The sequence below is a fragment of the Halovivax asiaticus JCM 14624 genome, assembly GCF_000337515.1.
Lineage (GTDB): Archaea > Halobacteriota > Halobacteria > Halobacteriales > Natrialbaceae > Halovivax > Halovivax asiaticus.
In genome coordinates, this window is sequence record NZ_AOIQ01000017.1 from 49,200 (window position 1) to 68,875 (window position 19,676).

The 19,676-nt window shown below is 63.6% G+C and carries 18 protein-coding genes and 1 tRNA gene; 8 read left to right on the forward strand and 11 right to left on the reverse strand.

Annotated elements, in window-relative coordinates; all coding sequences use genetic code 11:
- The first annotated feature begins 41 nt into the window (after positions 1-41).
- Positions 42-239, forward strand: coding sequence for a hypothetical protein (locus tag C479_RS10465; protein WP_007702013.1), 198 nt, complete (start codon positions 42-44; stop codon positions 237-239).
- A 22-nt stretch (positions 240-261) separates the two neighbouring features.
- On the opposite strand, the gene C479_RS10470 is transcribed toward C479_RS10465, so the two are convergent.
- On the reverse strand, positions 262-1,269 hold the full coding sequence (locus C479_RS10470; RefSeq protein WP_049907261.1) for a DUF5784 family protein: 1,008 nt from the start codon (positions 1,267-1,269) through the stop codon (positions 262-264).
- A gap of 187 nt (positions 1,270-1,456) precedes the next feature.
- Here C479_RS10470 and C479_RS16555 point away from each other — a divergent pair, with 187 nt between their 5' ends.
- On the forward strand, positions 1,457-1,630 hold the full coding sequence (locus C479_RS16555) for a DUF5786 family protein (protein WP_007702017.1): 174 nt from the start codon (positions 1,457-1,459) through the stop codon (positions 1,628-1,630).
- A gap of 108 nt (positions 1,631-1,738) precedes the next feature.
- Here the strand turns inward: C479_RS16555 and C479_RS10475 are convergent, their stop codons facing one another.
- Positions 1,739-2,725 (reverse strand): YkgJ family cysteine cluster protein, encoded by a 987-nt coding sequence (locus C479_RS10475; RefSeq protein ID WP_007702019.1) that lies wholly within the window; start codon positions 2,723-2,725, stop codon positions 1,739-1,741.
- Between the two features lie 460 nt (positions 2,726-3,185).
- Positions 3,186-3,275, reverse strand: a tRNA-Gly gene (locus C479_RS10480).
- Positions 3,276-3,446: 171 nt separating this feature from the next.
- Between C479_RS10480 and C479_RS10485 the strand changes: the two genes are divergently transcribed.
- Entirely contained in the window at positions 3,447-5,300 is a 1,854-nt protein-coding gene (locus tag C479_RS10485; protein ID WP_007702021.1) for a helicase C-terminal domain-containing protein, read from the forward strand.
- 305 nt (positions 5,301-5,605) lie between these two features.
- Here the strand turns inward: C479_RS10485 and C479_RS10490 are convergent, their stop codons facing one another.
- Both C479_RS10490 and C479_RS10495 read right to left on the reverse strand, forming a co-directional pair.
- Positions 5,606-6,799 carry a class I SAM-dependent methyltransferase gene (locus C479_RS10490; RefSeq protein WP_007702023.1) on the reverse strand — a complete coding sequence of 398 codons (1,194 nt, stop codon included), beginning with the start codon at positions 6,797-6,799 and terminating at the stop codon, positions 5,606-5,608.
- A 61-nt stretch (positions 6,800-6,860) separates the two neighbouring features.
- Positions 6,861-8,009: a 60S ribosomal export protein NMD3 gene (locus tag C479_RS10495; RefSeq protein ID WP_007702025.1), complete on the reverse strand. Its 1,149-nt coding sequence runs from the start codon at positions 8,007-8,009 to the stop codon at positions 6,861-6,863.
- A 392-nt stretch (positions 8,010-8,401) separates the two neighbouring features.
- Between C479_RS10495 and htpX the strand changes: the two genes are divergently transcribed.
- On the forward strand, positions 8,402-9,286 hold the full coding sequence (gene htpX / locus C479_RS10500) for a zinc metalloprotease HtpX (RefSeq protein WP_007702027.1): 885 nt from the start codon (positions 8,402-8,404) through the stop codon (positions 9,284-9,286).
- A gap of 115 nt (positions 9,287-9,401) precedes the next feature.
- Here the strand turns inward: htpX and C479_RS10505 are convergent, their stop codons facing one another.
- The gene (locus C479_RS10505; protein WP_007702030.1) at positions 9,402-10,691 is read right to left on the reverse strand and encodes a glycosyltransferase; all 1,290 of its coding nucleotides are present in this window, start codon (positions 10,689-10,691) and stop codon (positions 9,402-9,404) included.
- A gap of 333 nt (positions 10,692-11,024) precedes the next feature.
- On the opposite strand from C479_RS10505, the gene pspAB reads away from it, so the two are divergent.
- From pspAB to radA, 3 genes are all read left to right on the forward strand, one after another.
- Entirely contained in the window at positions 11,025-11,657 is a 633-nt protein-coding gene (gene pspAB, locus C479_RS10510; protein ID WP_007702032.1) for a PspA-associated protein PspAB, read from the forward strand.
- Positions 11,658-11,742: 85 nt separating this feature from the next.
- The gene (locus C479_RS10515; RefSeq protein ID WP_007702035.1) at positions 11,743-12,114 is read left to right on the forward strand and encodes a hypothetical protein; all 372 of its coding nucleotides are present in this window, start codon (positions 11,743-11,745) and stop codon (positions 12,112-12,114) included.
- Positions 12,115-12,265: 151 nt separating this feature from the next.
- The gene (gene radA, locus C479_RS10520) at positions 12,266-13,300 is read left to right on the forward strand and encodes a DNA repair and recombination protein RadA (RefSeq protein ID WP_007702038.1); all 1,035 of its coding nucleotides are present in this window, start codon (positions 12,266-12,268) and stop codon (positions 13,298-13,300) included.
- 114 nt (positions 13,301-13,414) lie between these two features.
- Here the strand turns inward: radA and C479_RS10525 are convergent, their stop codons facing one another.
- From C479_RS10525 to C479_RS10545, 5 genes are all read right to left on the reverse strand, one after another.
- Positions 13,415-13,810: a hypothetical protein gene (locus C479_RS10525; RefSeq protein WP_007702041.1), complete on the reverse strand. Its 396-nt coding sequence runs from the start codon at positions 13,808-13,810 to the stop codon at positions 13,415-13,417.
- Positions 13,811-14,103: 293 nt separating this feature from the next.
- Entirely contained in the window at positions 14,104-14,850 is a 747-nt protein-coding gene (locus tag C479_RS10530; RefSeq protein WP_007702043.1) for a 2-phosphosulfolactate phosphatase, read from the reverse strand.
- A 259-nt stretch (positions 14,851-15,109) separates the two neighbouring features.
- Positions 15,110-15,919: an energy-coupling factor transporter transmembrane component T family protein gene (locus tag C479_RS10535; RefSeq protein WP_007702045.1), complete on the reverse strand. Its 810-nt coding sequence runs from the start codon at positions 15,917-15,919 to the stop codon at positions 15,110-15,112.
- Positions 15,916-17,673, reverse strand: a complete 1,758-nt coding sequence (locus C479_RS10540) for an ABC transporter ATP-binding protein (protein ID WP_007702047.1) — start codon at positions 17,671-17,673, stop codon at positions 15,916-15,918. The genes C479_RS10535 and C479_RS10540 overlap by 4 nt, the downstream gene beginning before the upstream one ends.
- Positions 17,670-18,521, reverse strand: coding sequence for a hypothetical protein (locus C479_RS10545; RefSeq protein WP_083893857.1), 852 nt, complete (start codon positions 18,519-18,521; stop codon positions 17,670-17,672). The genes C479_RS10540 and C479_RS10545 overlap by 4 nt, the downstream gene beginning before the upstream one ends.
- A gap of 326 nt (positions 18,522-18,847) precedes the next feature.
- On the opposite strand from C479_RS10545, the gene C479_RS10550 reads away from it, so the two are divergent.
- Positions 18,848-19,657 carry a sugar phosphate isomerase/epimerase family protein gene (locus C479_RS10550; RefSeq protein ID WP_007702051.1) on the forward strand — a complete coding sequence of 270 codons (810 nt, stop codon included), beginning with the start codon at positions 18,848-18,850 and terminating at the stop codon, positions 19,655-19,657.
- Positions 19,658-19,676: the final 19 nt, after the last annotated feature.

Here is a 19,676-nt window from a genome sequence, read left to right on the forward strand (position 1 = left end):
CCGCCGCGCACGCTTTTGTGGCTGGTCGTGGTGCGATCGCTATGGCTCCGTCCGTTGGCTTTCAGCTTCCGACGCTCGCCTTACTCCTCGGAATGGTCGTGCTGGTCGCCGGTCTGTTCATCGGCGGCGGCCTGAACCCGATCAGTTACGCTGGCCTCGTACTGGGATTGGCCGGCATCGTCGGGCTCTGGCTCGCCGTACTGGCCACTCCGGATCCCGGTCACGAGTCCGCAGGATAGCTACAACGGGTCCGATCGTCGCTCAGCCGACGAAGTCGATCGCCGGCGCGAGATCGATTGGAACCGATCCCCGGCGGTAGCCCTCGACACGTCCCGACGGGCGGGCCCGATAGACGACGGCCGGTCGGTGACGGACGTCGGGGCGTTCGCCGCGGATGGCGGCCCAGGCGTCGTCGGGGAACGACGAGCAGTCGACGAAGAGGACGGCCCCGCCACCGTGTTTCGAGAGCTGGCCGCTGGTCTTCGTCTGGACGGTATCCCGGATCGCGGCGATCGGCCCCGATGCGGCGCGCGTCGACGGTGCCTGCGGTCGCGTGACTTCGACGAGGACGTTGGTCTCGTCACCCTCGGCGCGGAAGTCGAGCGAGTGACCGGTCGTCACCTCGATCTCCGGCGTGAGGCCGTAGCCGGCGTCCGTGAGGATTCTGGCGGCGATGAACTCTGCCATGGCGGCGCTCATTCGGACGTCGTCGACGTGTTCGCTCGTTCCGAGTTTGCCCGCCATCGTGTGTCGGTAGGGATCGAGCGTGCCCGGCCGGAGGAGGTCTTCGAAGTACTGGAGGACGGTGTCGCGGTCGGCATCGGGGAAGCCGCCGTCGTACTCGCGAAAGAACGTCCGGGTCGAATCGCGACCGTCCTTCGACATGAATACGGGGAGGAAGAACCACGAGAGGTGCGGGTACGATTCGAGCCACGGGTCCTCGTCGTAGAGCGTCTCGAGGAGTTCGCGTCTCGCCCAGCGGGCGATACGATACGGGGCCTCGTCCCAGCCGATCTTGTTCGTTCGCCAGAGCGCCTGCGGGGTCTCCGTGTTGCCCATCCAGTAGGCCTCGTCGTCGCTGCTGGCGAAGAGGGCGATGTCCCCGTTGTCCATCTCGAAGCGGTAGGTTCGCCACTCGCCACCGACGTCGAATCGGGTGTCGACGTCGCTGGCGCCGATGTTCTGCTGGAGGGGCTGGAGCACCTGCCGGTCGACGCGCCCCGGGCTCCAGGCGTTGGGCGAGTATCGAAAGCGAAGCGGCCGTGCCACGACCGAAACTACGCCGGTGAGATTCATACGTCTTCGCTTTCTCACGGTCGCCAAGTGGCCTGCCAACTCGGGTGAACCTGCCTGTCGGCCCCTGTTGGCTTAGCTTTCGATTTCATCCAGCGCTCGGACTGTCGTGAACGACCGTTACATTGATATCGAATACCATCCTACAGTGTTCATACATACCATGTCAATGGGTGCCTATGACGACGACGAACACGAACGTCGTGAGAAGCAGGCGTCGACGGTCGACACGGACTTCGACGACGAACGGACGATCTACCACGGGCAGGTCGAGTACGACTCCGGCGACTCCGCGGAAGCGCTGTTGAACCAGTTCCAGGAGATCAAATCCAACTGAGTCCGTTTTCCCGGCTGCCGTAGTGCGGCGCACTGAGCGTAGTTGCCGGCTCCAGTTATCATCTCCAGTTTCCGGCTCCATCGGTGTCCTGACGCACTCTCTGGACCGTCAGGGCTTCGTCTCGTCGGCCGTCGTCTCTCCGCCATCCTCCCAGCCCGGCGTTTCCGGAGCACCGCGATCGACTTCGAGCTGCTCCGCGAGTGCGGGGGACAGGCTCGAATCGACGTCCGATTCCCCGTCTCGCTCTGCGGCGGCCAGCCGTTCCCACTCGTCGATCGCCGAACCAGCCCACGAGGTCGTCTCGAGGGTCCTCTCGCGCGCTTGCTCGTAGTGCGGCTCGGAGTGCGCCAGCGTGCCGGGACTCGATGCCGCGGCGACGGCGACAAACTCGGCTCGGTCCGCCGCGGTCGGCTCGCCGCGTGCGATCCGGTCGACCGCCCCCTCGATCGCGGTCGGATCCGGATGACAGAACACCTTTCCGCCGACCGCCTGCGGGCCGAAGAGCGGTCCGTCCTCGCCGGAAATCGTCGCCGCGCCGTCGGTCGACAGAAGTCGTGGCTCGCCCGTCGCCGCTTCGACTCGCTCGCACTCGGTCGGCTGGTCGAGCGCGACGTTGTGTGCCGGATAGGCCCCACATTCGGCGGGGTACAGTTCGTCCTCGTGAATCCGACACTGCAACGTCGTCGGGTCGAGGAAGACACAGGTCGGGACCACGGCAGCCTCGGTTCGTCCGAACGGCGCAACCGGTTTCGGGGGTTTTCGCAACCCGATGAAGAAGGCCGGTCGCCCGTGCACGGCCGCGACCCGCCGTTCGCCGACGTCGACGTGTGGATCGGCTTCGCCAGCCGCCCACAGCCGCGGCGTCAGCACGTCGCCCAGCCCGGCGTCGACGAACGCCCTGACCTCGTCTCGCTCGAGCGGCACGAGGTTGGCCACGCCATCGAGCGACGGGAACGGCCCACGCTGGCCGTCGTCGGTAGTCGGCGAGGCCGATTGCGTCTCGTCGTCACCCTCGCTCTCGTTAGATTCGCTCTCGTCGATCAGCGGCCGCCAGTCGAGACAGCACCCGGCACAGCCACGACACCGCACTTCCATACGCGATCATCGACAGCGATGACAAAAACGTTCACCCTGCCCGGAGAGCGAATTGTCGCCTCGGCAGTCGAAATCAATGTGGGGCAAAATGAAACGTGCAGTAGCACGTCGACAGGGTGCGCACGTTTTTGTTCGTGACAGGGGAGCGTGTGTTTTCGCCGGTTTCGTGGAGCGCGTTCGTGAGCCGCGCCGTTCTCCGGGACGCTGTTCTCGGCTCCCGCCGGTCGCCGTTCACTATCCGAGGCCTCACGTTCGTTCGGCCTCGCGGTTCACGGATCGCTACGCTCCCCGTTCGCAGTATCGCGGTTCTCGGACCTGCGGTCCTCGAACCGCGCAGCGGAAGGGGTGGGATTTGAACGCGCCGAGACGGTCCGGGTCGCTCACTTCGTTCGCGTCCCGGGCTGCGACTCGTCTGCTCAAATCCCACAGTCTTCGCTTTCCTCACTGACGTTCGGAAAAGCGGAAGGGGTGGGATTTGAACGCCACTCGGCCTCTCGGCCGCCGCGGGCCGGATGGCACCGCGGTGCTCTTGCCGCTGAGCGACCCTTCCGCACTCGACTTCGATGGCCGGTTCGATATTCGTAATCGGCTCGTTACTGCGCAGTAGGTGGCGGTTTCGCCGGAGATCGGAACGAAACCGACAGCCAGGAAACCGTTTTCGACTGTCACCGTTCGTGGACAGTCGTCAGTTTTAGGGCGACCCCGGCCTCCCTCTCTGACAGTGCAACCAGCGCGGATCTTCGACGCCTTTCCCGCCCCGAGTTACCGCGGGAATCAGGAACGAGCCCTCCAGGACATTCGCGACGCGTTTGCGACCGGCAACGACGTGGTCTTCGTGCGCGCACCGACGGGCAGCGGCAAGTCCCTGCTCGCTCGCGCGATCGCCGGCTGTGCGCGCACCGTCGAGGAGGCCGAGCCGAGCGAGGCCAGCGGCGCCTACTACACCACGCCGCAGGTCTCACAGTTAGACGACGTCGCCGAGGACGACCTGCTGGCCGACCTGAACATCATCCGCGGGAAGGGCAACTACAGCTGTATCCTCCCCGGCGAGGAGGGCACGCCGGTGAACCAGGCGCCCTGTGTGCGCGAGCGCGGCTACGACTGCGACGTCAAACACCGCTGTCCGTACTTCTCCGACCGCGCAATTGCCTCCAATCGCGAGATCGCGGCGATGACGCTCGCGTACTTCATGCAGACCGCGGGCAGCGAGGTCTTTCGCAAGCGCGACGTCGTCGTCATCGACGAGGCCCACGGCCTCGCCGAGTGGGCCGAGATGTACGCGACGATCCACCTCGGCCCGCGGACGATCCCGTTCTGGGACGACCTCCGAGTGCCAGATCTCGACGCCGCCGACACAGATCCGATCGAGCGGGCGGCAACCTACGCCGAGAACCTCGCCGAGGTCTGTACTCGCCGCAAGGACGAGTTGCTCGCCCAGGAGCAACTCACGCCCGCAGGGGTTCGCGAACGCGACCGTCTGCAGGAACTCATCGGCGAACTCGACTGGTTCGTCTCAGACTATCGCGATCCCCAGAGTCCGACCACGTGGCTGGTCGACCAGACTACCCCGCCGGCCGACGCGTCGACGAGCGACGAGGCTGTCGGGCCGTCGGACGGCGCGGGCGACGGACCCGCAGGCGGGCCGGTGACGATTAAACCGATGGATCCCGAGCGCTACCTCGCGCACACGGTCTGGGATCGGGGGAACAAGTTTGCCTTGCTCTCGGCGACGATCCTCAACAAGGACGCGTTCTGTCGACAGGTCGGTCTCGACCCCGACGACGTCGCGCTCGTCGACGTCGGCCACACTTTCCCCGTCGAGAATCGGCCGCTGTACGACGTCACGCAGGGGAAGATGACCTACGAGCACCGCGACGAGACACTCCCGAAGATCGCGCGCACCATCGTCCGGATCATGGCGGCCCACCCCGAGGAGAAGGGGATCGTCCACGCCCACTCCTACGACATCCAGGAGCGTCTGGCCGAGATGCTCGACGATTTCGGCGTCGGTGCCCGGGTTCGAACGCACGATCGCGACGGCCGCGACGCCGCTCTGAACGCCTGGAAAGCCTCGGACGAACCCGACGTCTTCCTCTCGGTGAAGATGGAGGAAGCGCTCGATCTGAAGGGCGACCTCGCGCGCTGGCAGGTCCTCTGCAAGGCGCCGTTCCAGAACACCAGCGACTCCCGGGTGGCCCATCGCCTCGCCGAGGGACAGTGGGCCTGGTACTACCGGGCGACGCTCCGAACGGTCATGCAGGCCTGCGGTCGCGTCGTCCGCGCCCCCGACGACTATGGGGCGACCTACCTCGCCGACGAGAGCCTGCTCGATTGTTTCGACCGCGCTCGATCCGACATGCCCGACTGGTTCGCCGAACAGGTCGATCGCATGTCGATGCCGGACCTCCCGACGTTCGAGCCATCGGCCGCAGTCGGCGACGCGAGCGCGACCCCCGCTCCGACGCCCGACCGCTCGCCGACTGGCACCGAGAACGATTCGACTGACTCACCGACACGACGCTCCCGCCGAGAACAGTCGAGCCCGCTGGCGGACGTCTGGGACACCGACGGGTGATCGGTGCGGTCGAGCCGTCTTCAGAGAAGCGCCGAGGCGCTGTACGCGACCACGGACGAGACCATGAGGAACGCGAACAGGATCGCGATGAGCTGATTCTTGTCCATGGTCGGCCCACACGGTGAACTCTCATGAAAGTCACGACCGGCCCGTGGCGCTCGTCGGCGGCGCGTCGACTCCTGCCTGCCCGTCGTGTCCGCCGAGCCGTGTCCCCTCGCTGTCGGTGACGCCGCCGATGGCTGCACCGTCGTCCGCCGTTTGCGTGTGTCGCCGAATCCGTCACGTTCGACCGGCCGTCCAGGTGTTCACTCGACCGTCGCGTCTAGGACGGCGTGGACGACGCCCGCGCTGTGGGTCTTGACGCGGCGTTGCTCGACGTCGACGAGTTCACGCCCGGTGTCTGCGACTGCACTCCCGAGTCGCGATCGTGGTCGGTCAGGGAGGCGATTTTCCGGGCAGGCCTCGTGATAGTGGAGGGTGCCGCCCGACTCGAGCGCGTCGAGCGCGACCGGGAGGAACTCGTGGCCGGCGTTTGCCCGCGACTCGGGTTCCTCGCTCGATCGGGAGGTGTCGGCTCCGGAGTGGTGCGGATCGCTATCGGCGGCGCTCGTCCCGTAGTAGCCCATGACCACTCTGTCCACGTCCACGTCTGGCGCGACGTCGCGACAGTCGGCGTTGTACGCGTCGATCCTGTCGGCGACGCCGTTTGCGACGGCGTTCTCGAGCAGGTACCGAAACGCGGTCGGGTTCAGTTCCGTCGCCGTCACGCTGGCGCCGGCACGAGCCATCGGGAGCGTGAAGTAGCCGATCCCGGCGAACATGTCGAGGACTTGTTCGTCGGTCTCGACGACGTCGCCCATCCGGACCCGTTCGGCCTGATTGCCGGGGGAGAACATGACCTCGCTCGGATCGAGCGCGTAGTGCGTGCCGTGTTCGACGTGGACCGTCTCCGTGTCCCGCTCGCCAGCGAGGTGACGGGTCTGCGGTTCGCGTCCGACGCCGTCGATGCCCTCGTCCGCGAGGACGGTCGCCGCACCACCGTGGAGGTCGAGCAGTGCGTCTGCGACGGCTTCCTCGTCGGGACACGCTGGCGGGATCGTCACGAGGACGACGTCCCCGACGACGGCCCAGGAGCCGGGGGCGTTCTCGAGGTCCGCTTCGGTCCAGCCCTGCGTTTCGAGCACGTCGTCGAGATCGGTCGTCCGGTACGTCGGATCCACCTGTCGAACGATGTCGTCGACCTGCGTCTCCGTGGGCGGCCGGGTCACAGGCAATGCGATCTTCCCGTCAGTGGACGGGCTGATGGCGCGCTCGTCGTCGTAGACGCCCTCGGTGCGGAGGGATTCGATCGCGATCTCCGTTCGCGGTTCCGGGACGAGGACGGCGAGCGGGCCGTCTTCGGCGACGCGATCGAGGACGTCGTCGGTGACTCGACTGGGGACCTCGTCGCTCGACCCACGGTCGTGGTTGTCGTCGTTCACAGTACGCTCGTCACTCATCGGTTCTCACTCGCCCCGATCTCCGCTGTCCGCTGCTCAATCATCCGCTTTCCCCGCTCCATCATCCGCCGTCACTCGCTCGTTCGTCGGTCTGTTGGTCCGGCAGGACGTGCAGGCCGGCTCGGCTCTTGAGAACGCGAACCGTCTCCGCGTCGGGGTCGACGTAGTCCGGGCGCGCGATCGTCTTCGCCTCGTAGGTCTCCGGGTCGAGCACCTGGATCGCGTGCTCGTCCTCGACGGTGACCAGCGTCGTCTCGACGCCGTCTTCCTGTGTCCCGAGCTTCCGTGCGTCCGGACTCACACCGTCTTCGTGGGCTGCCTCGTAGCGCCCCCCGCTCGTCAGCCGGACGCCTTTCAGATTGCCGCGGGCGCTTCGGACGAGGACCGGGCCGTCATCGTCGTCAGCGAGGTCGACGACGTCACCGGGCGTGTACGGCGGGAGCCTGATGGCGAACGTGACGCGGTAGACCTCGTTGCCGTCCTCGTCCTCGGTGACGAGCGTCTCCGAGTCGGTGACGGTGCCGCCGAACTCCTCGACCACCTTGTAGGCGATCTTCTTGCCGATCTTGGTCGTCGACACCTTCACGTCGAGGCCGGCGTCGACCTCGCCCATCTCGGTGACGAAGGCGTTTCGATCGCCCGTGGCCTCCATGTCGGCCACGACCTCGTTCGCGATCTCCTTCGTGCGCGCAAGCTCTTCGGCACTCGGCGTGCGGTCCGCCGCGCGGAGCTGGACGAGACTGGCGTAGTAGTCGCCGGCGATCCGCCCACATCGGGTGCAGGTTCCGCGGGCGATCGTCACCGGCACGACGACCTCCTCGGAGACGGGTTCGTCCCGGACGACTCCGGTGAAGTGACAGTGCATCCGGATCGTATTCTGGTCGACGTGTTCGGGTTCGACCTGCCAGGCGACGTCCTCGACGTCGACGTGGACGCCGAGGGCCTCGCTCACCGCGTCGATCGCGACGTCGGTGTAATCGACGGCGTCGACGTCGACCCAGCGTTCGCCCTTCTTTACCGCACCACACCGGCCGCAGACGGGGACGGTGAGGTCGTCGGGTGCGTCGACGAACTCGAAGTCGTCGAAGTAACACGACCGACAGAGGTCGACGGACGCAGACGGCCGGAGTGACCCCGTCGCCTCGTCGTCGGGTGGTCGTTCCGGGACCTGTCCCCCACATCGGGGACAGAACGCGCGTGAATCGCTCATGGACCGGAATTGGGACCGGATTCGGATAAGCGGCGCGTTCGACCGGTTTCGGATCGCGTCGTCCGATACGTCTCCGACATTGGCTACGAAGACCGAGCCGCCGGGGAACGCCCGTCTCTGTTCTCGCTACGCCGCTTGGAAATGCCCCTTCATGTCCCAGGCATATCTCGCTCTCATCCGAGGGATCGAAACCAACAGCCTGCGTTTCCCCGGCGCGTCAGACGTCATCGTGTCGAGTGGTTTCCACGCGAAACGAAGGGGTTCGCCGCCGGCCCCATCCGATGGTCATATTCCCACTGGCGAGGCCGCACGGACGATGGGCCGGTTCCGGGCAGGCGGCAGGGTCGTCGCCCAACACGGCGTTTATCCCGTCACGCTACGTACGTGTTCGTATGCAATGGAAACCGGACTGGGGGCTTCGGGCGCGAATGGGGGTTACGATGTTTCTGCTGTTTGGCCTGTACATCGTCTTTGCCGGTGGGATTACGCTGTACACGAGCGGCGGCCCGTTCATCTTCATCGTCCTCTTCGGCGGCTTTTCGATCGTCCAGTACTACTTCAGCGACACGCTCACGCTGAAGAGCATGGGTGCGAAGACGGTCTCTGCCGAGGAGTACCCGGACCTCCACCGAATGATCGAGCGCCTCTCTCAGCAGGCGGACCTGCCCAAACCGAAAGTGGCCGTCGTCGACGAAAACGTCCCCAACGCGTTCGCGACGGGTCGCAACCAGAAGAACGCGGCCGTCGCCGTGACGACCGGCTTGCTCCGAACGCTCGATCAGGACGAACTGGAGGGCGTGCTCGCGCATGAACTCGCGCACGTGAAGAATCGCGATATGATGGTGATGACCTTCGCCTCCCTCCTGGGCACGATCGCGTTCATGTTCGTCCGCTGGGGTGCCTTCTTCGGGGGCGGTCGTCGCGGCGGTAATCGTGGTGGCGGTGGCATCGTCGTGGCCATCGTGCTCTCGCTGGTCGTCTGGATCCTGAGCTACATCCTCATGCGCGCGCTCTCGCGCTACCGCGAGTACTCGGCCGACCGGGGCGCGGCGGCGATCACGGGTAAGCCATCGGCTCTCGCCTCCGCGCTCGTCTCCATCTCCGACGGCGTCGCGGACATTCCGGACAGCGATCTTCGCGACGAGGCCGAGATGAACGCGTTTTTCATCATCCCGCTCAAGTCCGGCATCGTCGGGCGACTGTTTGCGACGCACCCACCAACAGAGAAGCGAATCGAACAGTTGCGATCACTCGAACGCGAGATGGAGAGTTTCTGAGCCGACCGCCCACGATGTGGATAACCCCGGGTGGGCCGCGGTTCGCGGCCGTTCGCCTGACCGGCCGACTCGCAGAATCCGCACTCACTGGGTCCCCGACTGAATCACGCGTCCACTACGCCCCAGTCTTCTCGACCTGATACCACTCGCCGTCCCAGCTGAAGACGTACTCGAACGCACACCGGATGGTCACGATCCCGAACCCGGGATAGACCAGCGGCGCGAGCAACGCACTCCAGGAGAGATCCGGGACGTGCCCCTTCCGACTATCGTAATACAGGACAGGAAGAATCGTCACGGCTACGGCTAGCAGGGGCAGTACCGCGTACTTGGTGTAGCCGTAGTACGCGAGGACGGCCACCTTCGAGACCAGCGCGACCATGAAGACGCTCGCGGTGAGACTCGTCGCGAGTCTGAGCGTCGAGGCCGCCCCGCGCAGCCCGCTCGGTTCGAACCCGCCGGTCAGTGCCTTCTGGAAGACCTCGATGTGGCCGAGTCGCCAGCGCTTTCGCTGGCCCCAGAGGTCGCGCATCGTGTGCGGTGCCTCCATCTCGTTCGTGAGGTTCCGCGCCTGGCGGACGTCGAGCCCCTGCCGGAAGCAGGTGTGGGCGAAATCGATGTCTTCGGTGACGACGTCGTTGAGTCCGCCGACGGCGTCGAAGGCCTCGCGGGTAAACGCCGACGACGAACTGCGACAGTAGGTGAAGCCGAGTGGCTCGACGAGTTTGTAACTCGCGTGAAACAGCAGCCGTTCACAGTAGGCGAGGGTCTCGACCGGCCCGTTCGCCCGTGGGACCCGCCGTGCCTGGAAGACGTCTCGATCCTCCTCGACGAGGGCGTACATCGCCGTCGGGACGAAGTCCGGGTCGACCCACTCGTCGGCGTCGAACGCACAGAAGTACTCGGCGTCGAGGCGGGAAACCGCGTCGTTGATCGCGCGCGCTTTCGACCCCGGCTGCCGATTGGTCAGGACCTGGACGTCAGAATGCGACGCGAGCTCTTCGGCGACGGCGATGGTCTCGTCGTCACCAGGTTCCGTGACGATCGCGACGGAGACGTTCCTGTAGTTCGATTTCAGGAGCGACTCGACACTCGTTCGGAGCACGTCGCCGTCTCCGTAGACGGGGACGATCGCCGTGATCGGCGGTCCTTCTGTCAGCCGTTCGTCCGGATCGGGACTGGTGAATACCTCGCGCGTGAGCAGGAGTCCCGAGAGCGTTGCCAGCACGGTGAACACGAGCACAGCTGGGACGGCACTGACGGTCACGATCTCGATGACGAGCCAGGGAAGCGTCGTGATCAGCGTCAACTGCTGGACGCCGTTGTAGACGCCGAATGCGAGACAGAGCCCAGTGCCGAAGAATGACCCGCTGAGCCCAGCAAGTCGGCGTACATCCACGGTCATTGTGATGTCTGACTAACTCTTTCGGTATAAATCCATCCGTTTACTCGCGAGGGATTTTTTCCACATCGATCATCTGGGTGATAACTAATCGCCGTATCCATCCCAGCGCCGGTCGCAATGGATCGACTGTCTGTGTGCCTGTCTGAGTACGTCGCTTCTGGTGTCTGTGAAGCGTCGGTGGGGTTGATCGCGGTCGGTCCCGAGCGGATCGAAACCGGTTATCATCCGGTCGTTTGCGCTCGCTTTGCTGCGTGAGCGGGCTGGTGGATGGGAGCGATGGGACGGGTGAACGGATCCGCGTATCCTTTTGAGTGTCCATCCCCCAGTTGACGTATGGGAGTACTCGACGGATTGCGAGCAGCACTGGGGCTTCGCGCCGAGGCGGACGCCCGTCGTGAGGCCGACCCGGAGGACCTCTTCGGCATGAGCACCGCCTACATGACGATGCAGGCTGATCTGGGCTACGAGTCGGTTGGCGAAGCGGCGCTGTGTTTCTCGGGGGTCGACGCGAGCAGTTTCCACGAGACCGTCGACGACGTCGAGGCGATCCTCGAAGCCGGTCAGGAAGAGACCGGTACCGAGTTCACCGTTACGGCTGACGGCCACGGCTACGAGTGGGTCGTCCTCGCCGACGACGACCCCGAAGATCTGGTGACGAGCATGCACTTCGCCGCGGACACCTTCGTCGAACAGGGGTACGGCTCCCGGCTGCTCGCCGCCGTCTTCGGCTACGAGGCCAACGAGGGTCGGACCGGCGACGTTGACTCGTCACAGCGGGCGTACTGGATCTACTCCTTCCGTCGTGGCTCGTTCTATCCATTTGCGCCCGCGGGCGATCGTGACCGTGATCACAGCGTCGAGTTCAAACTCGAATCCGTCCTCGGCGGCGAACTCGATGTGGAGGCCGACAAGGAGTACTGGTACCCGCTCTGGCCGAGCGAGAACGGGATCCACCCCTGGGAGTGACCCTCGCCGAGCGGGTTAGCCAACCATCGTGAGAGGGTGCGACCGATGAATACATGTTTTTGAACGGTGAATCATACCGATAGAGATGGTCACATCCGTCCGGTCTCGGCTCTTCTCCGAATTCGCGCTCGTTGTTCTCAGCGGGTTGGTCCTCGTCGCGTTTGGATCCGGGCTCGTGATCGAAACGAGCGTGACGGTCAACTCGCTCCCACCGGTGGTCTTCGGACTCTGTGGGGTGTACGGCCTCGCGATTGGCGGTTCGATGCATATCGACGCCCTTCACCACGCGTTCGATCGGGCCCAACCCTTGATCATAGGGCTGACAGTATTTTTCGGCAACCTTCTCCTGTTCGACGTCTTCGCCGACGGTATCCAGTTGCTGCCTGCGGCCTCACTCGCTATCGGACTCGGGGTACTCACCGGTACGCTCGGCGTCGCAACTCTCCGCTCCACGTAGGGAATCCTGTTCCTCCACTCACTGCCGCGCGGGAGCCGTCTCGTGTCTCGCCCTTCTCTTGGCTGTGTTTTCAGCGCCCCGCCTCCGGGCACTTTCACTTTCACTCTCCTGTTAACGAGGGTTTATGCCCCATCCGGCGCAAGCGAGATGTATGGCAACAGACGCAGACCTCGAGACGCTGCCGGGCGTCGGCCCGGCGACGGCGGACAAACTCACAGATGCCGGCTTCGACTCCTTCCAGAGTCTGGCGGTCGCCTCCCCGTCGGAACTGTCGAACACGGCGGACGTCGGCGAGTCGACGGCTGCGGACATCGTCTCGGCTGCCCGCGACGCGGCCGACGTCGGTGGCTTCGAGACCGGCTCTACCGTGCTCGAACGGCGCAACAAGATCGGCAAACTCTCCTGGCACATCGACGAGGTCGACGACCTCCTCGGGGGCGGGATCGAGACCCAGTCGATCACCGAAGTCTACGGCGAGTTCGGTGCCGGGAAGTCCCAGGTCACCCACCAGATGGCCGTCAACGTCCAGCTCCCCAAGGAAGTTGGTGGCCTCCACGGCTCGTGCATCTTCGTCGACTCCGAGGACACGTTCCGCCCGGAACGAATCGACGACATGGTTCGGGGCCTCCCCGACGAGGCCATCGAGGCCGCCCTCGAGGACCGCGAGATCGAGGGCTCGGCCGACGACGAAGCGGCGATCGAGGAACTCGTCGACGCCGTCCTCGAGAAGATCCACGTCGCGAAGGCCTTCAACTCCAACCACCAGATGCTGCTGGCCGAGAAAGCGAAGGAACTCGCCAGCGAACACGAAGACTCCGACTACCCCGTCCGACTGCTCTGTGTCGACTCACTGACCGCTCACTTCCGCGCCGAGTACGTCGGCCGTGGCGAACTCGCCGGCCGCCAGCAGAAACTCAACAAACACCTCCACGACATCGACAAGGTCGGCAACCTCTACAACTGCGCCGTCATCGTGACGAACCAGGTCGCCTCGAACCCAGACTCGTTCTTCGGCGACCCGACCCAGCCCATCGGTGGCAACATCCTCGGCCACAAGTCCACCTTCCGCATGTACCTCCGCAAGTCCAAAGGCACCAAGCGGATCGTCCGCCTCGTCGACGCACCCAACCTCGCCGACGGTGAAGCCGTCATGCGCGTCGAGGACGAAGGTCTCGTTCCGGAATAACAACGAACTTTTTGTGCTGCGGGTTCGCCTCCGGCGAACCGCTTGCACAAAAACTTCGATGAAAAAGGCCGGCGGCTCCGCCGCCGGAGAACCGCTCGCTTCGCTCGCGGATGCTTACCGCTCCACCGCCGTGAGCGCCACCTGTCTGTGCTCGACGACGCGTTCGATCGCTTCCTTCTTGTCTTCGGGATCTTCGAGGCCATCGAGCCATCGGCAGTCAGCGTAGAAGGTGACGAGCGCCGTGACCTCGTCGTCGGAGAGTCGACCGAGGTTCCCCCCGATCGAGGCGTAGACTGTTGGCGGTTCGACGCGTTCCGTAACCGCTTCGTACTGTTCATCGCCGATCATCTCCTCCAGATAGTCGTACGAGCGTAACTCGGCGGCAAGCGCTCCGCGCAGGCGGTCGGTTCGGTCGCGCTCACGCTTCCAGTACAGAATTCCGGACCCGACTGCGGTCGTGATCGAGCCGATGAGTGCCCCGAGCACGAAGCCGGTCGCGGTCGCCGCCATAATCGACGGACGGTTGATTGCCGGGTATGCCTGGGCCTTGCAGAAGGGTGTCTAGCCCATTTTTCGCCGTCTTCGTCGCCGGAGTCGACTTCGGCGCCGTTCTGGGTGCCTTTTCGGTCAGACCGCCCACTCGATGCGCATCGCTGAGCTATCGCCCTCGAATGTATCAGTGCCGTCGTCACGTTCCATCGCCGACGATCTCTCCGGGAGCATGCTCATACGCATCTCTGCTGGTGTCTGGCTGCTTCCACAACCGCCATCACTGCGCTCTGTTCCGCGGTTACGACGGGCGTTCATCGCTGTGCGGTGGCTGTTGCGTCCACGAGGCGCTGTCTCTCGAGTTTCGGGACGATCTCTCGGCTGTCGAACGCGAGTGTATACTCGTAGAGGTCGGTCCGCTTGATCCGAGGCTTGTCCTCGTATTTTGGCCCTTTCCCGAACTGTACGACCTCGCGATAGGTATCACGCTGTTCCTCGGTTGGCGGGACATCGTGGAGGTGTCGGGCGATATACAGTGCACCGACGGTGTCCTCGGGTGATGGTTTTCCGTTCGAGCCGGCGGCGACGAAATATGCGTTCCGATCACTGTTCCGAAGGTAGTCTGCGACGGCTTTGCCGTTGGTCAGTCCACCGACGTAAATATCGACGTCGTCCCCGCCGGCCAGTCGGAGATCGGTGACCGCGTTTCCACCGTTAGTCGACGTCATCGCCGTCGGTCGGCCAGCCACGTCGATATCCTGAACGAAACTCGGCGAGTTGAAGAAGTCGTATCCCGACTCGCCCTCGTAGTTTGGGCCGGACCCACCGCCGATCTTCGCCCGGGGATGACGCTTCTTGAAGTCGAGTTCGTTTCCCCGCTCTTCGGTGACGTAGACGTACTCTGCACCGTTGGCTAACAGCTCCGGTACAGTCGTCGAAAACTGGGCGACATCGACGACCACGTAGTTCCCAGGGGCTGGATCGTCGGGAATTTCCGCACGCGAGGGAATGATCGTCTCTAGTAGCTTCGACTCGAGTGGCGCATCGACACTGGCGCTCATAGCGATAGCTCTCGCGCTATGGATAATAGGATAACTAAGAGTGATATACAGCCGGATAGTCAGCTATACGCGACTATATATGCAACCTCTCCGTACTCAAGTGACCGGACGACTTTCTCTCTCTCTCTCTCTCTCTCTCTCTCTCTCTCTCTCTCTCTCTCGATTCGCCGTATGCCGTCGGTCGTTTACGGTTCGGAGGCTACTTCGACATTTGGGCGTAGTTAACAAGTAGCCCGACCTCCGGTGAACCCCACCCTTCCTACAGCACGACCGCAATGACAGCCACAACGGCCAGTGAACCGCCGACGAACCCGATGTCGACCGGTCGAACCTGGAGGTCAGCGAGTTGCAGTTCCGTACTCGCTGCATCGTTGAGGGAGTGAGAGAAGCCCCTGGTCTCCATCGCTTCGACAGTGACCCGACTTCGCTTGGCAACGTTGAATATCATCGGATAGAACGCCCGCATCGAGAGTTTGAGCAGATACAGATAGTGTCGCCAGCGGAAGCGTCCGGGTGAGTCAGGTGGGGCACTACGCAGTCGATACGAGTTGACGAGGTCGTGGTACTCCTCGAACAGCACCGGGAGCATCCGGTAGCCGTAGGTGATGAGGAACGTAAACTGCCGCGGCAGTCCGAGACTGCGCAACCCGCGAGCGAGTGTCTTCGGTCCCATGCTTGAGAAGACAGCCAGGCTTGAGACTGAGATGATCGTCAGCTTTAGCGTAAACGGGATCAGCGCGCGCACCGCCGCGACTGGATCGCCGGTAAACGCGGTCACGATCGCATACGACACGAGTGTCGAGGCCACGCTGAATGCCATCACCCCAACGAGAAAGAGGCTCACTCGTGAGAGGACTGCGAGTATTGAGACGAACGCCAGTAGCCCTAGCAAGACTTCGGTGTCGTAGAACAACCAGGGGATGAACAGGAAGATACCGTACCAGAGCAACAAGACGCGGGGATCGAGGCGGTGGAGGAACGATCCTTCGTTCTCGTAGGCCGTCCGCAAGAGATCGGTTTTGATCGCGTCGACCGACGTTGCTTCACGGAGCTTGTCGAGTACGCTCATCGGTTTCCCTCCGTGATCGGTGCTGGCGACGGATCGTCCACCCCGAGGCGGTCCGCGAACGCTGTAACCGTCAACGGTGCGGGCTCGAGGCCGAGTGCCTCGGCGAGACGGACGACCTGTGGCGGACGGAGGTTAGCCCGTTTGAGGACAGTGGACTCCGAGAAGACGCGTCCGGGTGGTCCGTCCGCGATGACGTTACCGTCGTCGAGGATGACGACCCGTGTTGCCCACGCTGCCGCGAGTTCGAGGTCGTGCGTCGCGATGACCACCGTTTCGACGCGCTTTCCGGCCCGATCGATCGTCCGACCGACCTCCTCGCGGCTCGCAAGGTCGAGACTGCCGGTCGGTTCGTCGAGCAGAATGATCGACGGATCGGTTGCCAGTCCGACTGCCAGCGAGGCGCGTCGTTGTTGCCCGACGCTGAGGAGGCGGCCGTCGCGATCTTGCAACTCCGTCAGTTCGAGAAACTCGATCACGTCGTCGACGCGGCTGTCCACGTCGGGATAGTTTCTGTCTTCGAGATAATGGGCCACGTCGGCCCGTACCGCGTCGTCGATGAACATCTCCTCTGGATCCTGGTGGACGTAAACGACCTCCGTTGCGAGCTGTTCCGGAAGGACCGACTCCGTGTCGAGTCCATCGACGGTCACTATGCCTGTGTCGGGCGTTTCGAGACCGGTGATCAACTGCAAGAGCGTCGACTTCCCGGCACCGTTTCTCCCGAGGAGGACGACTCGCTCGTCGGGATAGAGATCCAGCGAGACAGAGTCGAGTACCGTTCGAGTCCCGCTCCGGAGGGTCTGGTATGTGTGAGAGACGTCGGCGAACGAGATGACGGGCTCGGACCGCCGGTCGACCGTTGCCGTCTTCGCGACGGCACCGTCGGATCGATCCTCCGTCTCGGAGATTCGGTCGGCGAACTGGTCGATGCCATCTCTCAGCGTCACTGGGAGCTCCCCATCATCGTCGAAGACACGCTCGGCGAGCCGCGTCACCTGTGGTGGGTGAACATCCTGTGCTCGAAGGTCGTCGAGCCTATTTAGCGCCTCGTCGACGGGTAGTTTCCAGCTGATCGCCCCGTCCTCGACGAGGACGACGTGGTCGCAGTACTCGGCGATATACTCCGTCTGGTGCTCGATCGTGACGACCGTCTTTCCCTGGGCCCCGTTGAGCCGGGCGAGGTGGTCGTAGGTCTCGCGAGCGTTGCTTGGATCGAGCTGTGCGGCCGGTTCGTCGACGATGAGGATCTCCGGGTCGAGAGAAAGCGCCGCAGCAAGTGCCACGAGATGTTTCTGGCCGCCCGAAAGCTCCCAGACGAACCGGTCTTCGAGTCCGTCGAGGTCGAGCATGGCGAGCGTCCGGTGCGCTCGCTCACGGTAGTCTGCCTGCCCGTAGTTCAAGGGAGCGAACGCCACCTCCTCGAACACTGTCGGATTGACGAGTTGGTTGTCGAATTCCTGGAATACGTAGCCCACGTGCCGGGACAGTTCAGACACCGAACTCGTCCGCACGTCGAGCCCGGCGACCGTGACCTGTCCTTCGATCGATCCTTCGTAAAAATGTGGGATGATCCCATTGAACGACTTGCACAGTGTCGTCTTCCCGGACCCGTTGCCGCCGACGACTGCGACGAACTCGCCTGGTTCGATCTTCAGATTTGCTCCTGATAGGACAGTCTCGTCGCTCCCCGGGTATCGAAACGAGAGATCTTCCACGACGATCGTTCCGTCGTGAGTGGTTTCCGTCGCCGTCATGCGGATCGGGTCACCCGGTACCAGACGATGATCGCGATGACTGCGGAGACGACGATCGGCACCGCGATGAAGTGCTGGCCGTACACCGCGAGGAATTCGGGCTCCCAGACCACGTTGATCGCCCCGCCGACTTCACTTACGGCCCCTGCAACGAAAGCGAGTGGGAACGCGAGCAGTACCGCTAGTGATGCCTTGATCGAGACTCCACCGGCCATCGATGCGCCGCGTCTGCCCTGGAACGGCTCCATGCCGAGCAGCGGCTCGATTTTGCCGTGGAGCTTGGGGTAGAGATACAGCGCGGGAATCACGCCGAACCCGATGCCGGTGATTGCCATCTGGACGAGGAAGTCTACCCCTTCGAGGACGATGATGCTCTCGGGGAGACCGGCAACCGCTTCGAGCTCCTCGACACCGACGTACACCTTCCCGATGTCGATGATGGTCGCAAGGAATTCTTCGAGGGCCTCCGCGACGAACACGACGATCGCCAACTGGGTGGTGTTTTCGGGATCCTGCAGAAGCTTCGCGGCGAAGTAGTAGCAGACGGGGATCAAGAACAGTCCCTCCATCGCACCCAGTCCATCGAACTCTCCGAGCAGTATCTCGCCGAACACGATCTCACCGACCGGGACTGCCAGTGCAGCCCAGTAGGTCCTAAACAGGAGAATCAGGACGATCGGAATGAAGACGAACTCGCCGACCCCTATTTCGAGCGGACCGAGTGAGAATTCTGGGAGAATTTCCGTGACGGCGTTTTGTAGCCCCGTCAGCGACATGACGAGGATGAACGCCATCATATTGTGCTTGCCGATGGAAAACCGACTCCCCGTCGCTGAGGATGTACTCATGTGTCACTCGATAGTTCTCTGTGTGTTATTTCAAAACTTATAATAATAGTATATAACTGGTGTGAGGGGCGATGTTCCGTCAATAGGCCGATCTAGTGATATGTCGAATATATATCCATCATAGTTGGACTTAATCGTCGACTTCGGTCACACACAGATGATGGTATCAGTCGCCCGTGATGGATACAGAACCGTACAGTTATTACTCCAGGACGACGCACCCACCCGCTCGTTCGTCTCGACAGGCAACGACGTGCTCGTCGACGGATCATCGTCGCCGCCTCGGTTCGGCGATGGGAGCTGCGCTACGGTGGGGAGGGCGGGCGATGCCTGACCCGACACCGCGATTCGGTGCGGCCGTGGACATCCGATTCGAGACAAGTATCGACTCGTTTGTCGCCTTTCTCACCGAGCGGGGGCTGGATCACGTCGAACTCCGCGCCGGTTATCTAGACGCACGAGAGGATACCCCTGAACCGGCGGCCCTCCGGCGAGTCGCCGACGAGCACGGCGTGACGTTCTCCGTCCACGCCCCCCACATCGACCTCGCACCGGGGACCATCAACGACCCTCTCCGGTCTGGCGCGGTCGAAGCGATCAGGGACACGGTTGAGTTCGCCGCCGCCATCGACGCCGTCGGTGTCGTCGTCCACGGCGGCGCCGCACGGACGCGGTACCCGGCTCGTGTCCGTGAGTCCGTCCGGTCCCGAGCCGTCGAGACGATCCGAGCGTGTGCCCAACACGCCGCTGCAGTCGACATCCCGCTCTGTGTGGAAAATCAGCGCAGTAAGGCCGGTGTGAGACGATTCACTGCGACCCCGGATCGGCTGGCTACCTTCCTCGACGATGTCGGCGTCGGATCGGACACGCTCCGCATTACGCTCGACATCGGCCACGCGAAAGCCAGCGGTATCGAGTACGACCGATTCGTCGACCGATTCGACGACCGAATCCACCTCGTCCATCTCCACGATAACGATGGCAAGACGGATGCACACGATCCACTTCCATCGTTTCGGTCGGTCGCCGACGACATCGGCGCGCCGTACAACGTCCTCGAGATGAAGTCCCACGACGACATCGAGCGATCACTCGAGGGGCCCGCCGGTCGGACTGGTCTCGATTCGGCCCGTTGATCGTCCGCGCCGAACGCGA